This window comes from Massilia genomosp. 1, from assembly GCF_011682185.1.
GTDB lineage: Bacteria > Pseudomonadota > Gammaproteobacteria > Burkholderiales > Burkholderiaceae_D > Telluria_A > Telluria_A rubra.
In genome coordinates this window covers 66,080-79,615 of the sequence record NZ_WHJF01000005.1, presented here as the reverse complement: position 1 = coordinate 79,615, position 13,536 = coordinate 66,080, and the positions used below count along the sequence as shown (strand labels likewise).

General features: G+C 61.4%; 15 protein-coding genes and 2 tRNA genes. 11 read left to right on the top strand and 6 right to left on the bottom strand.

Annotation, left to right across the window (positions count from 1 at the left end):
• Positions 1-399: 399 nt before the first annotated feature.
• From F1735_RS03210 to F1735_RS03185, 6 genes are all read left to right on the top strand, one after another.
• Positions 400-1,719 carry a DNA methyltransferase gene (locus F1735_RS03210; protein ID WP_167235575.1) on the top strand — a complete coding sequence of 440 codons (1,320 nt, stop codon included), beginning with the start codon at positions 400-402 and terminating at the stop codon, positions 1,717-1,719.
• Between the two features lie 64 nt (positions 1,720-1,783).
• On the top strand, positions 1,784-2,599 hold the full coding sequence (locus F1735_RS03205; RefSeq protein ID WP_229505606.1) for a hypothetical protein: 816 nt from the start codon (positions 1,784-1,786) through the stop codon (positions 2,597-2,599).
• Positions 2,600-2,716: 117 nt separating this feature from the next.
• Positions 2,717-2,792, top strand: a tRNA-Arg gene (locus tag F1735_RS03200).
• Positions 2,793-2,877: 85 nt separating this feature from the next.
• Positions 2,878-2,951, top strand: a tRNA-Gly gene (locus F1735_RS03195).
• Between the two features lie 83 nt (positions 2,952-3,034).
• Positions 3,035-3,496 carry a hypothetical protein gene (locus F1735_RS03190; protein ID WP_167235573.1) on the top strand — a complete coding sequence of 154 codons (462 nt, stop codon included), beginning with the start codon at positions 3,035-3,037 and terminating at the stop codon, positions 3,494-3,496.
• Between the two features lie 20 nt (positions 3,497-3,516).
• Positions 3,517-3,939 (top strand): hypothetical protein, encoded by a 423-nt coding sequence (locus tag F1735_RS03185; RefSeq protein ID WP_167235572.1) that lies wholly within the window; start codon positions 3,517-3,519, stop codon positions 3,937-3,939.
• A gap of 38 nt (positions 3,940-3,977) precedes the next feature.
• Here F1735_RS03185 and F1735_RS03180 read toward each other — a convergent pair whose 3' ends face one another.
• The gene (locus tag F1735_RS03180) at positions 3,978-4,259 is read right to left on the bottom strand and encodes a hypothetical protein (RefSeq protein ID WP_167235571.1); all 282 of its coding nucleotides are present in this window, start codon (positions 4,257-4,259) and stop codon (positions 3,978-3,980) included.
• A gap of 159 nt (positions 4,260-4,418) precedes the next feature.
• Positions 4,419-5,126, bottom strand: coding sequence for a S24 family peptidase (locus tag F1735_RS03175; RefSeq protein WP_167235570.1), 708 nt, complete (start codon positions 5,124-5,126; stop codon positions 4,419-4,421).
• An 89-nt stretch (positions 5,127-5,215) separates the two neighbouring features.
• Here F1735_RS03175 and F1735_RS03170 point away from each other — a divergent pair, with 89 nt between their 5' ends.
• The 4 genes from F1735_RS03170 to F1735_RS03155 all read left to right on the top strand — a co-directional run bounded on the left by F1735_RS03170 (position 5,216) and on the right by F1735_RS03155 (position 8,129).
• On the top strand, positions 5,216-5,422 hold the full coding sequence (locus F1735_RS03170; protein WP_166896283.1) for a helix-turn-helix transcriptional regulator: 207 nt from the start codon (positions 5,216-5,218) through the stop codon (positions 5,420-5,422).
• Between the two features lie 191 nt (positions 5,423-5,613).
• Complete coding sequence (locus F1735_RS03165) at positions 5,614-6,036, top strand: phage holin family protein (RefSeq protein ID WP_167235569.1); 423 nt, start codon at positions 5,614-5,616, stop codon at positions 6,034-6,036.
• Positions 6,037-6,154: 118 nt separating this feature from the next.
• Positions 6,155-6,835 (top strand): tRNA (guanosine(46)-N7)-methyltransferase TrmB, encoded by a 681-nt coding sequence (gene trmB, locus F1735_RS03160; RefSeq protein WP_167235621.1) that lies wholly within the window; start codon positions 6,155-6,157, stop codon positions 6,833-6,835.
• Positions 6,836-6,953: 118 nt separating this feature from the next.
• Positions 6,954-8,129 carry a DUF418 domain-containing protein gene (locus F1735_RS03155; protein WP_167235568.1) on the top strand — a complete coding sequence of 392 codons (1,176 nt, stop codon included), beginning with the start codon at positions 6,954-6,956 and terminating at the stop codon, positions 8,127-8,129.
• Here F1735_RS03155 and F1735_RS03150 read toward each other — a convergent pair.
• On the bottom strand, positions 8,053-8,982 hold the full coding sequence (locus tag F1735_RS03150; protein WP_167235567.1) for a DMT family transporter: 930 nt from the start codon (positions 8,980-8,982) through the stop codon (positions 8,053-8,055). The two genes, F1735_RS03155 and F1735_RS03150, sit on opposite strands and share 77 nt — an antisense overlap.
• Before the next feature lie 101 nt (positions 8,983-9,083).
• Between F1735_RS03150 and F1735_RS03145 the strand changes: the two genes are divergently transcribed.
• Positions 9,084-9,971, top strand: coding sequence for a helix-turn-helix domain-containing protein (locus F1735_RS03145; protein WP_167235566.1), 888 nt, complete (start codon positions 9,084-9,086; stop codon positions 9,969-9,971).
• A gap of 3 nt (positions 9,972-9,974) precedes the next feature.
• Here F1735_RS03145 and recQ read toward each other — a convergent pair whose 3' ends face one another.
• From recQ to F1735_RS03130, 3 genes are all read right to left on the bottom strand, one after another.
• Positions 9,975-11,798: a DNA helicase RecQ gene (gene recQ / locus F1735_RS03140; RefSeq protein ID WP_167235565.1), complete on the bottom strand. Its 1,824-nt coding sequence runs from the start codon at positions 11,796-11,798 to the stop codon at positions 9,975-9,977.
• Entirely contained in the window at positions 11,798-12,631 is an 834-nt protein-coding gene (locus tag F1735_RS03135) for an undecaprenyl-diphosphate phosphatase (RefSeq protein WP_167235620.1), read from the bottom strand. The genes recQ and F1735_RS03135 overlap by 1 nt, the downstream gene beginning before the upstream one ends.
• Positions 12,632-12,771: 140 nt before the next feature.
• Positions 12,772-13,518 carry a YoaK family protein gene (locus F1735_RS03130; RefSeq protein ID WP_167235564.1) on the bottom strand — a complete coding sequence of 249 codons (747 nt, stop codon included), beginning with the start codon at positions 13,516-13,518 and terminating at the stop codon, positions 12,772-12,774.
• Between the last annotated feature and the right edge of the window lie 18 nt (positions 13,519-13,536).

Genomic DNA, 13,536 nt, shown 5'->3' with positions numbered 1-13,536 from the left:
CGGACGGTAGTCCGGCGGCCCATTGTCTATGCATGTGATCGGCGCTCGTTTGTGGTGCGACAAAGTCGCAGGCCTCCACCTGGAGATGACTACTTAGCAAGCTTCACTTTGTAGACGCCACGCGTTCATCGTCGAAACGTCAGTGAGGGCGCGTCTGACCCGGTCTATTTTTCGTTAGTCCCCGCGAAGGTGATCGTGGCTATACGCTCGACCCCTCGTCGAGTGAACAGGCGCCATGAACTAGTGCGCGCACAGGTCCGAAGTCCTTCAGTGATGCTGCGTGGGGTGTTAAGATTGCGCTCGTCACTAACAACGCGTGTGCGCTCTCATTTGCGGCGCCTTCCGTTGTCTCTTCTAGTACGATTCCCCCTTACAACGCGCGACACGACTCATCAGCTTATGAAATCTGCGATACAAGAAGAACTTTTTGACCTTCCCCCCCCACCGAAAGCCGCAGGCAAGTCCCGGGCGAAACTCGATGCGGAGCAGTCCGGAACCTTCAGTCCTAACATGAAGTTGCCTGTTCACCGATGGTTTCGGTACTCAGCGGGCTTTTCTGCAGACTGGGTTGCGTCCGTGATTGCTGAACGCAATGCAACGACTGTGCTCGACCCGTTTGTTGGTTCTGGAACTGTTTGTGTTGAGGCGGATAGGGCTGGAATCAGATCATACGGGGTCGAATCCCACCCGTTCGTATACAGATTGGCGAAGGGAAAGGTATCTTGGCCATCAGATGTCTCAGCATTCCGCGATGCGGTTGCTGATATTGAGGCTAGGGCCCAGCGAGAAACTCACGAGTCTCAGGACGATGTGCCAGACTTGCTTGCGAAATGTTTCACAAGGGAAACTCTGAGCGAACTTCTTGCACTGAGACGCGCCTATTTGGCCGTTGCCCCTGGGCTTGATGAACAGACTCGCTCGCTTATATTCTTAGCTCTCAACGCGATCCTGCGCCCATCCAGTCACGTCGGCACCGCTCAATGGCAATACGTTTTGCCAAACAAGACAAAAGTAAATGTTTCAAGTCCTGCCGAAGCGCTAACTTCACAAGCCATCATCATGGCCTCTGACATGGAGACGATGCAGAGAAGCCAGAAAATTAGTCGTTCGACTTTGTTACAGGCAGATGCCAGATCACTTGAAGGAATCCCTGATCGCGTTGTCGATTTGGTCATAACTTCGCCCCCGTACGCGAATAACTACGATTATGCGGACGCGACCCGTCTCGAAATGACTTTTTGGGGAGAAGTGAATTCCTGGGGAGATCTCCATGAAGCTGTTCGAAAATATTTGATCTGTTCGAGCTCGCAGCATGCTTCGAAAGAGAAGCTCAATCTCGAGCAGCTCTTGGATCGGCCATCATTAGGACCAATTCGTGAGGAGCTATCCGTAGTTTGTAACGAACTCGCGATCGTAAGAGCAACAAAAGGTGGCAATAAGGCTTATCATACGATGATTGCGGCATATTTTTCGGATATGGCTGACACATTTACTGCACTTCGTCGCGTGACTACAAAATCAAGCAACCTATGTTTGGTCATCGGCGATTCCGCACCCTACGGTGTACATGCGCCAGTAGAGCGGTGGTTTGGAGAACTGGCAGTTGCTGCCGGCTTCGAGTCGTGGGAGTTCGAAAAGATCCGCGAGCGTAACGTTAAATGGAAGAATCGTAAACACACGGTCCCGCTTCACGAGGGACGCCTTTGGATTAAAGGATAAGATGGCGAGCTCACCTTCACACAAGTTTGGACAAGACCTCGGGAATTTACTTGAGGATATTGTTTTGAATCGCATTCTCAAGCCAAGGCTAGAGGCGTTCGCAGGCGCAAAACATTTCTATTTAGACTCTCAAAAAGAGCGCCCAGCACGAACTGGGAAAAAAGTTAGTTGGAATGACAAGTACGGCAACAAACACGATCTTGATTTTGTGATCGAGGTTGGTGGATCTGAAACCGAACGTGGAATGCCTGTTGCGTTTATTGAGGCGGCATGGCGGCGATATACGAAGCATTCGAAAAATAAGGCGCAAGAAATTCAAGGCGCTATCCTTCCGATAATCGAACTCCATCATCTGGCTGCGCCGTTTTACGGGGCAGTACTTGCAGGCGAGTTTACAGACAACGCACTTGCTCAACTTCGCAACAATAAATTTTCAGTGCTTTACATTCCTTACAGACAAGTTGTTGATGCTTTTGCAGCGGTTGGATTCGACATCGAATTCGATGAGGACACGTCGGATAAGTCCTTTGCGGAGGCCAACGTTAGGCTTGCATCATTATCTGACGCCGAGAAGGCCGAAATCCGCGTTTTTCTGGTTGACGCTTCGAAGAATGAGACCGATAAATTTATGACTGCTTTGCAAGCGACGCTCGAACGTTTTATTGTTCAGATCATATTGGTACCGTTATTCGGTACCGAAGCAAAGTGCATGTCAGTCGAGGAGGCGCTTGTCCAGTTGGGACAACTCGACAAGACCAAGCCCAACGGGTCCTTGCAAAAAATTGACGTGATCGTTGACTACAACAATGGCGATACCATTCGGGCGTCGTTCGTCGATGAGATCGGTGCGATGGATTTCCTCAGCAAATTGGCGGGGTGACTGACGGCTGGGTTGTCAGGTGTGAATCGACCGAAAACCCTTGGGTTAGAAGCGGTCGGGAGCTTATAATGCCTGCGACCGTTCAGGTCGTTCAAGCGTCCGAATCGGACCAGGAATGCGGCTGTAGCTCAATGGATAGAGTATTGGCCTCCGAAGCCAAGGGTTGTGGGTTCGATCCCCGCCAGCCGCACCATCAAGAAAAATCAGCGTTTCCCCCTTCATTTTGCAGTCGGGTAAACTTGTCGGTAGCAGTCAATCAAGCGTAAAATGCGTTGCACGCGGGTGTAGCTCAATGGTAGAGCAGAAGCTTCCCAAGCTTACGACGAGGGTTCGATTCCCTTCACCCGCTCCAATGAACTGAGCACCGGATCGTCTGTGGTCACACATCGCATGGCGCGAGCCGGTCTGCCTTCATTCCGGTGAATGAAAGGACCCATGCACGCCAGCGCGACATTGCTTTCCTTCTCCCTTGGCCTGTCACTCTTCAGTGCGCTTATTCCTGCCCACGCATGCAAACTTGCCGAGGAAACGTACAGCCTCAACGCATTCCTGGCCAAAAAAGACCCGAAGCAAGTCGTGTTCCTTGGAAAAGTGACCTCGGTCGTATCGCTGCCAACACCGCCTTCGCTTCTTGTTGCTCAAAATTTTGAGTCTGAAACGACGCGTTGGTGGCGCGGAACGCCCAGGAAGAGGGTGTCCGCAAGCGGTTACGTTGAAGAGCCAAGCGGTTCAAGCTGCGATGGTGCGTTCGATTTCTCGGTCGAGGCTGGCGCAGAATGGCTGATCGTCGGCTATGTCGAGGATGGGCGGGTGCATCCGATGCCCATGCTGAGCAAGCGCCTGACGAACGGCGGCGTGCCAAACGATGTACTTCACATCCTTGACGCCCAACAATGAATTTTTACTCCGAGGTCAGTATGAAGACAATCAACAGCGCTTGCCTTTGGCTGACGGTGTTGATGTTCTTTCCCGCCACTGCCAAGGCATGCACGCCCGCTCAGAACTTTACTCCCTACACTGTCGAGAAGCTCTACGATATCGCCACCTATGTGGTGTACGCCGAGGGCGGCAAGTTGGTACCCTCCGCCAGCGGCGAGCGGCTCACCGTCAAGGTTCTGGAGCATTTCAAAGGGCCGCCGCTCGAGAGCGTGCCTGCCTATGAAAACAGCTGCAACCGTACGCCGGAAATTGGCGTCGCCGGGGTGCATTTTCTGGATCCAGACGGCAGGGGGCATACGATGGCGTATCCCGTCGGCCAACGCGTGGAGCAGATCCTGGCAACCTTGCGCCGCATCAAAGCCGAAGACGCTGCCGGCAAGACGCCTGCCACCGAGCGATAGGATCGCCCGCAACGCACAACGGTGATCGCCGCCGCAGCCTAGAACGGCAGCATCCCCGCATCGGCTGGCCTGGCATCGACATCGATCTCGACAAAGTTGACATGTTCAAGCTGCACCAACGCAAGCAACTCGCTGGTCTGGAAGGTGGCGAAGGCGCGAAAACCATTGTCTTCGATCGACACCAGCATGATCGGCAAGGCCGGAAAATACGGCTGCAGCCGCACCAGCAGCGCCGGTCCGCGCTCGGGCAGCGTGTCGGCCGAATCGACCAGCACGATCGCCAGCACGGAACCGCCCACGGTGATGCAGGCCGACTTCATCGCGCGCCTGCTTCGCGTGGCTTGCCGTAGTCCGGCGTACCTGCGCCCCGTGCCATCGCGCGGCGCTTGGGTGTCGGGCTCCGAAGGCAGAACGTCGGTTTTTCTTCGTGTTTCACAAATTCCTCATGTGCTTCCAGCATCGCGCCATTTTCCACAACATCAGATGCGGTCACTCTCCTTGCGCACCACGCGCCCCACGATGATGCAGTCGCTGCCCCGGCACACCTTGCGGTGGTACTTGCGCTTGTCGGAATTGTCGGACTCGAGCCACCATTCCCCCGCATCGCGCGAGAGCCGCTTGACCACCGCTTCGCCCTCGTAATTGACCGCGAACACCACGCCATCGGCCGGCCGGTTGTCGGCCGTATTGATCACGATGATATCGCCCTCGTACAAGGTCGGCTCCATGCTCTGGCCCTTGACGCGCGTGGCCACCAGCCGCTCCGGGATGAAATTGTGACGTCCCACCCAGGCCGCGTCGAGCGGCAAGGTGGCGCCGATATCGTGCCCCGGATCGGTCTGGAAACCGCTGATGCCGGCCGACAGCCGCAAGGTCACCATCTTGATCTGCACGAAACGCGGGTCGCCATCTTCGGCCACGATGACCGGCGCCATCTCTGGCGGCAAGCCGTGCGCCCCGGCCGCGCGGCGCGCCATCGGCCCCGTGCCTTCGTGCAGCCACTCGAAGGCCACCATGCAGGCCGCCGCCAGCGCCGCCAGGGTGGCCGCCTCCGGCCCGCGCGTGCCGCTGCGCTTGAGGATGCGGTTGATGGTCGGCTGCGGTACGCCGGAGGCGCGCGACAAGGCGCTCTGCGACTGGAAACCGGCTTCTTCCATCGCGTGTGTGAGGCGGTCTGAAATAGTCATGCTGCCAATTATACACGCATGAATAGATATTTTCAAAACCGGAGCGTGCTCTTGTTGAAAATCTATCCGAGCATGTATAGACTGTGTACATGGATAAAGAAATCTCCACCCTGTTACGGGAAATTAAGGATGCAACCGGGTGGACTGAGATGCGAATCGCGAGGGCGCTGGGCACCACCCAGCCGACCGTCAGCCGTATCCTGAATGGCCAGGCGGACTGCAAAATCGCCACCTTCCACGCCATCTGCGCACTGCACGCGCTGAAATGCCCGCTTGCCCCGCAAGTGGATCGTTGAGTTGACCTGGGCTGACCTGAGGCACCTATGAGCACGAGCAAACTTGCCGGCGGCATTCCCGCCGCACCGGGACAGTCACGTCCCCACCTTGTCCAGCGCGCCGCCGGCGCATCGATGATCCATGTACTGGAACGCCGGGGCCCGGATGGCACTGACGCTCCCCATCCCCACCAGCGCTTCAAGGAGGTCCCATGCGCGTCTTACTCAACCTGAAACAACGGCTTGCCCCCACCTGGCTGCTCGCCTCGTGGGACGCCAGCGCATCGGCCGCCACCAGCTTCGCCAGCGACTTGTCGAGCATCCCGCTCGATGGCGTGGCCGTCGCCGTCACCCTGTCCCTGGTCGGCGGGGCCGCCGGCACCTTGCAAAAGATCGCCAGCCCCGAGGTGACGATCAAGTCGCTGCCGCTCGAAATCGCCAAGGATATCCTGGTGTCCCTGGTGGCCGGCCTGGTCACGTACTCGCTGTGCGCGTGGCAGGAGATCCCGCTGCTGCTGCAGCCTGGCTGCATCACCATCGCGGCCTACGGCGGCTCGCGCGTGCTCGAGCGCTACCTGTCGGCCGGCATCTCGCGCATGGAGCACCTGAACGGCAAGTCCGACAAACCCCTGTAAGCCCTCACCCCCGCAGCCTGTCGGGAAGGCCGGTACGATATAATGTCGTCCGGCCGTTTTTTCTTTCTCTACTCCTTCTTCCCCCATCCCCATGTCCGCAGATACCCCGAACCGCCCGATGTTGTACGACCCGACCGAACATCGCATCCGCAGCTTCGTCACACGCGCCGGTCGCCTGTCGATCGCCCAGGCGCGCGCGCTCGACGAGCTGGGGCCGAAGTTCCTGGTCGAGTATGCAAAAACACCGCTCGACTTCGAACAAGCCTTCGGCCGCACAGCGCCGGTGATCCTCGAAATCGGCTTCGGCATGGGCGACACCACCTCGCACATCGCCAAAGGCATGCCGGAGAAGGACTTCATCGGCGTCGAAGTGCATACGCCCGGCGTGGGCAGCCTGCTCAAGCAGATCGGCGAACAGGGTTTGACCAACCTGCGCCTGATCCAGCACGATGCGGTCGAAGTGCTCAAGCAGATGATCCCGGCCGGCTCGCTGGCCGGCGTGCACGTGTTCTTCCCGGACCCGTGGCACAAGGCGCGCCACAACAAGCGCCGCCTGCTGCAGCCGCCGTTCGTCAAGCTGCTGGCCGAGCGCCTCGTACCGGGCGGCTACCTGCACTGCGCCACCGACTGGGAAGACTACGCGGTCCAGATGCTAGGCGTGCTGGGCGCCGAAGCGCTGCTGCAAAACACGGCCGAAGGCTATGCGCCGCAGCCGGCCTACCGTCCCCTGACCAAGTTCGAAAACCGCGGCATCAAGCTCGGTCACGGCGTCTGGGACCTGGTGTTCACCAAAAAATAGACCCGATGGCGGCGCTGCGGCCATGCGGCCTGCATCGCCACGCTATTTTCTCCAAAGTGGTAGCGTTTCCAAATAGAATGTGATTTCTTGGTACGCTTCTTCACAAGGAGTCAATACGATGGGTTCACAAGCTTCCCGCCTGGACGTGGTCGACGCATTGCGTGGCTTCGCCATCGTGTCGATCATGCTGCTCCATAACATCGAACACTTCGACCTGTATTACGTGGTCCCCGACTCGCCGGCCTGGCTGGCCGCCCTCGACAAGGTCGTCTGGGAAGTCGCCTTCTTCCTCTTCGGCGGAAAATCGTACGCCATCTTCGCGCTGCTGTTCGGCCTCACCTTTCACCTGCAGTCGCAGGCGCGCAAGGAGCGCGGCGAGGATTTTCGCGTCCGCTACGGCTGGCGCCTGCTGATCCTGTTCGGCTTCGGCCTGCTCAATTCGATGTTCTTCCACGGCGACATCCTCACCATCTATGCCGTCGTCGGCCTGTGCCTGCTGCCGGTGGCGCGCCTGCGCGATTGGGCCCTGCTGGCGCTGGCCGCGATCCTCATGCTGCAGCCGTACGAATGGCTGGTGCTGGCCGACGCCCTGCGCCAGCCGGATGCGAGCATCGGCGACCCGGACTCGTGGCAGTATGTCGGGCGCATGAATGCGTACCTGATGGGCGACTCGCTGCTGCGCGTCTGGGCCGGCAATCTGACCAACGGCAAGCTGGGGGTGATTCTGTGGAGCTGGGAAAACGGCCGCATCTTCCAGATCCTGTCGCTGTTCATGCTCGGCATGCTGGCCGGACGGCACGGCGTGTTCGAGGCCGGCACGCACGCCATGCAGTTCTGGCGCTGCACCCTGCTTGCCGCCACGGCGCTGTTCCTGCCGCTGTACACCGTGCGCACCTTGCTGCCCGACTGGATCGCCAGCACCGCCGTGCGCCGGCCGCTGGCCACCATCGTCGCCTCGTGGTCCAACTTCGCCTTCATGCTGGTGCTGGTGGCATGCTTTGTCATGCTGCACCAGGGCGGGGCGCTGACCCGGGCGCTGCGCGTACTGGCCCCGTTGGGACGAATGAGCCTGACCAGCTACTTCACGCAGTCGATCATCGGTTCCTTTATCTACTACGGCTTCGGCCTGGGCCTGTACCAGGTCACCGGCGCCACCGTGTGCCTGTTGATCGGCGCTGTGCTGGCGGCGCTGCAGTGCGCCTTCTGCGCCTGGTGGCTCAGGCGCCACGCCCAGGGGCCGCTGGAGCGCTTGTGGCACCGGGCGACCTGGATAGGCGCGCGCCGGGCTGCATGAAGGCCATCAGGTTCCCGCCCAGGACCAACAGCAGGCCGCCAACAGCCAGGGCGCTCCACTGGTACCCTTCCAGCACGGTGGACACGCTCAACGCCACCACCGGAAACAGCACGGTGGAATACGCCGCGCGGTCCGGTCCGATGCGCCCGACCAGCAGCAGGTAGGCGGTAAAACCGACCACCGAGCCGGGAATGGCCAGGTACAGCAGCGAGGCCGCGTAGCGCACGCCCGGTTCGACCACGAAGGGCATCTTGAGCAGCCACGCGCCGGCGCCGAGGATGGTGGCGCCGATCAGCATGGCCCAGGTATTGGTCAGCCAGGGCGTCAGGCCCAGCGCCTGCATGCGCGAGGACAGCAGGTTCCCGGTCGAGAAGCACAAGGTGCCCAGCAGCGCCAGGCCGAGGCCGAACAGCATGCCACTGTCGTTCCAGTGTCCGCGCATCTGCGGCAGGAACAGCAGGGCGATGCCGCCCAGGCCCAGCAAGGCGCCACCGATCACCTGGCGCCGGATCGGGCGACCCATGAAGAGGCGGCCGTTGATGGCATTCCAGATCGGCGCCGTCGAAAACACCACCGCCACTAGGCCGCTCGGCACCCACTGGCTGGCGTAGTAGAAACAGAGGAAATTACAGCAGAACAGCGCGAGCCCCTGCGCCAGCAGATAGCGCCAGGCGCTGCGCGGCGGCCAGATTGGTTTGCGCGTGGCGATCAAAAACAGCATCAGTACCGCGCTGGCGATCCAGAAGCGGTAGGCGATCGACACCGGCGCCGGCACCACGCCGAGTTGATAGGTGATGGCGATCCAGGTGGTGCCCCAGATCAGGACCGTGAGAAAGTAGAGGAAGATATTCATGCCGCCATCATCAACCCGCGGCGCCAGCGCGGATTGTCTGATCTTGCGCACTTTGCAGCGCCTGACGGCGGCGGCGCGCTTGCCATGCTAGACTTTTCAGCATGCACTCACGACCATCACTCATTTCGCACGCCGTCTTCAACACCATGAGCGGCACCAATGCCACGCTCGAACGCTTCGCGTGGCTGGGCGACGGCATGGCAACGGCAATCTGGCAGCGCGAAACCGAGGAAGAGCTCACCAGCTACGTGCAGCCCGGCCACCACACCCTGTCGTGCTACCTGGGCGGCGGCTACCGCATCGAGCGCGCCGACGTGCCCGGACGATTCGGCGCACCGCAGCAACTCTGTTCCATGCCCGACTGGCACGAGTCGCAATGGGTGGTGCGCGGCCATGTGCGCATGCTGCATGTCTACTTCATGCCCGAGCACTTCACCCGGCGCGCCGTGGTGGAACTCGATCGCGAACCGCGCGAACTGACCCTGGCCGACCGCACCTACTTTGAAAACCCGCGCATCGTGCAGCTGTGCGAATCGCTGCTGGCGCAATCGTGGCAAGCGCCCGACGACCTGCTGCGCGCCAACGAGATCAGCCACGAAGCGCTGAGCGAACTGCTTCGCTCGCAAGCCATCGTGCGGCGCGACCTGCGCCTGCGCGGCGGCCTGGCGCCGCTGGTGCGGCGTCGCCTGGCCGACTACATCGAGCAGCACCTGGCCCAGTCGATCACCCTGGGCGAGCTGGCGCAACTGGCCTGCCTGTCGGAGTTTCACCTGGCGCGCATGTTCCGCGTCTCGTTCGGGATGCCGCCGTCAAGCTGGGTCGCGCAGCGCCGCATCGAACGCGCGCGCGCCTTGCTCAAGGCCGGCAAGCTGCCCTTGCAGCAGGTTGCCGCCGCCTGCGGCTACGCCGACCTGAGTCACTTCAGCCATCGCTTCAGCAAGGCGGTGGGCGCCCCGCCGGGACGCTACCGCCAGGCGCTGCTGGAGTAAGCGCTAGCTCATTTCCATGATGATGGCGACAATCTCGTCGCCATAGGAGACCAGCTTCTTCTCGCCCACGCCGGTCACGCCGCGCAGCTCCTGCAGCGAGGTCGGTTTGGCCTTGGCGATTTCGCGCAGGGTGGCGTCGACAAAGATCACATAGGCCGGCACGTTGTGGGCGCGCGCGGTCTCCACGCGCCACCAGCGCAGCTTCTCGAAAATCGCCTGTTCCGACTTGGACAGTTCCATCTCCACGTGCGCCTTGGACGAGACGCCCGCCGCGCGCTTCTGCTTGACCGGCTTCTGGTACTGGCGCAGCTGCACCTTTTGCCCGCCCTTGAGCACCGGGCGCGCGGCGTCGGTCAGCTTGAGCGAACTGTAAACTTCATGGTCGACCGTGATCAGCCCGAGCGCAATCGCCTGGCGCAGGATCGCGCGCCATTCGGCCTCGGTGCGTTCGCCGCCGATGCCGTACACCGACAGCGAATCGTGGTGCCACTGCTTGATGCGGTCCGTTTCGACCCCGCGCAGCACGTCGATCACATGGCCGGCCGCGAAGCGCTGGTCGACCCGGTAAATCGCCGACAGCAGTTTTTGCACCGGCACCGTGCCGTCGAAGGACACCGGCGGAATCAGGCAGGTATCGCAATTGCCGCACGGGGTCGATTGCTCGCCGAAGTATTCGAGCAGGCGCACCCGCCGGCAACTGAGCGTCTCGCACAGCCCCAGCATGGCGTCGAGCTTCATCGACAGCACGCGCTTGAACGTTTCGTCCGCTTCCGACTCGTCGATCATGCGCCGCTGCAGCACCACGTCCTGCAGGCCATAGGCCATCCAGGCGCTGGCCGGCATGCCGTCGCGGCCGGCGCGCCCGGTCTCCTGGTAGTAGCCCTCGATGCTTTTCGGCAGATCGAGGTGACAGACAAAACGCACGTCCGGCTTGTCGATGCCCATGCCGAAGGCGATGGTGGCGACCATCACGATGCTCTCTTCACGCAAAAAACGCGCCTGGTTGGCGCTGCGCTTGGGGTAGTCCATGCCGGCGTGGTAAGGCAGGGCGCGGATGCCGTTTTCGTTCAGGAAGTCGGCGGTTTCTTCGACTTTTTTACGCGACAGGCAGTACACGATGCCGGCGTCGCCGCCATGTTCGGTGGTGATGAAGTCGAGCAGTTGCTTGCGCCCGTTGGCCTTCTCGACGATCTGGTAGCGGATGTTCGGGCGGTCGAACGAGGACACGAACTGGCGCGCATCGCCCAGTTGCAGGCGCAGCGCGATTTCGGCGCGGGTCTGCTGGTCGGCGGTGGCGGTGAGCGCAATGCGCGGCACGTCCGGGAACTGCTCGTGCAGGATCGACAGCTTGATGTATTCGGGCCGGAAGTCATGCCCCCACTGCGACACGCAGTGCGCCTCGTCGATCGCGAACAGCGCGATTCTGGAAGCCTGGAACAGGTCCAGGCAGCGCTGCGTCATGAGGCGCTCGGGCGCCACGTAGACCAGGTCGATCTCGCCGGTGCGCACCAGGCGTTCGATGCGCATCGATTCTTCGTAGGTCTGGGTCGAATTCAGGAACGCGGCGCGCACGCCGACTTCGGCCAGGGCGTCGACCTGGTCCTGCATCAAGGCGATCAGGGGCGAGACCACCACGCCGACGCCGTCGCGCAGCAGCGCCGGAATCTGGTAGCACAGCGACTTGCCGCCGCCGGTCGGCATGAGCACCAGCGCGTCGCCGCCGCTGGCGACGTGTTCGACGATTTCCTTCTGCTGCCCGCGAAACGCCGGGTAGCCGAAGACCGTCTGTAGCTGTTCGAGCGCGCGCGCTGAGAGGTCGGCGTCCATTATTCCGCCCAAACGACCCATCCGTAGTGCGAGCTGGCCAGCACCACGATGCCGAACACGATGCGGTACCAGGCGAACACGGTGAAGTCATGGGTGCTGATGTAGCGCAGCAGCCAGCGCACGCACAGGAAGGCCGAGATAAACGCCGCGATCGAGCCGATCCCGAACATCGGCAGGTCGGCGGCCGACAGCAGCGCGCGTTCCTTGAACAGCGAGTAGGCGGTTGCCAGCAGCAGGGTCGGGATCGCGAGGAAGAACGAGAATTCGGTGGCGGCCTTGCGCGGCAAGCCGAACATCATCGCGCCGATGATGGTCGCGCCCGAGCGGCTGGTGCCGGGAATCAGGGCCATCGCTTGCGCGCAGCCGACCTTGAAGGCGTCGAGCAGGGTCATGTCGTCCACCGTTTCGACCCGCACCACCGGGGGATGGAGCTTGTTGCGGCGCTCCACCCACAAGATGATGACGCCGCCGATGATGAAGGCCAGCGCCACCGGCACCGGCTTGAACAGCACCGCCTTGATTTTGCTGCCGAAAGCGAGGCCGAGCAGCGCGAGCGGCAGGAAGGCGACGATCAGGTTGAGCATGAACTTGCGCGCCTTCGGGTCGCTCGTCAAGCCGGTCATCACCGAGGCGATGCGCGCGCGGTATTCCCAGCACACCGCCATGATGGCGCCGGCCTGGATCACGATCTCGAACACTTTCGCTTTCTCGTCGGTGAAGTCGAGCAGGCTGCCCGCAAGGATCAGGTGGCCAGTCGAGGAAATTGGCAGGAATTCGGTGAATCCTTCCACCAGGCCCATGATGATGGCTTTAAGCGCGAGTGCGAGAGTTATGTCCATGAAGCAGTTTGTATTGTTGTCGGGGAAGTCGAACCGGATGGCGGCACGGTGCGGGGTCGAAGCTTACCACGAGCACGCCTCCGGCTTCGGATCGCGTCGCAAGTGCGGCGCTGTTTTTCGTGGCGGATGGGGCGCTATTGTTTTCTTGTTGCAATATTCTTGACGTCGTCCAGCAGCGGCATGATCGCCAGGGTCATCAGGGCGAGCGCCAGCGGCACGGTGGCCACGTAGCCCAGATGGCTGAAGCCGAAGGCGCCTGCGATGCCGCCGACAAAAAAGCAGGAGGCCAGCATGGCCAGCACCGCCAGGCGCTGGCGGTTGGCCTGGACCGGCGCCAGCGGCGCGCGGTTCCAGTACATCATCTTGCCCAACTCGATGCCAATGTCGGTGACGATGCCGGTAATGTGCGTGGTGCGGATCTCGGCATGCGAGAGTTTGGTGATCAGGGCGTTCTGCAATCCCATGATAAAACTGAGCAGCATGACGGTTGCCGACAGCGGCAGCTCGCCGGCCGGGGCCAGGCGCGCACCGAGCAGGCCGAAGCAAAGCAGCAGCAGCGCTTCGAGCATCAGGGGCAGCGCATAGACGCTGTGCAGCGCGCGCCGCCGGCCGTAGTGGACCATGATCGCGGTGCAGGCCGCGCCGGCCATGAACGCGAGCAGCATGCCCAAGCCGGTCAGCACCAGCGCGTGCGCGCCCAGCACCAGGTCGTCGGCCATGGCCGACACCACCCCGGTCATGTGCGAGGTGTAGCGCCGCACCGCCAGGAAGCCGCCGGCGTTGATGGCGCCGGCCACGAACGCCAGCATGTAACCCAGGTGGGCATTGGCGTCGCTGGAGCGGGCCGGCGCGGTAAGCCTTCTGGCGTAATTGACGGGCATGCGGTGCTTTCTCGGGAA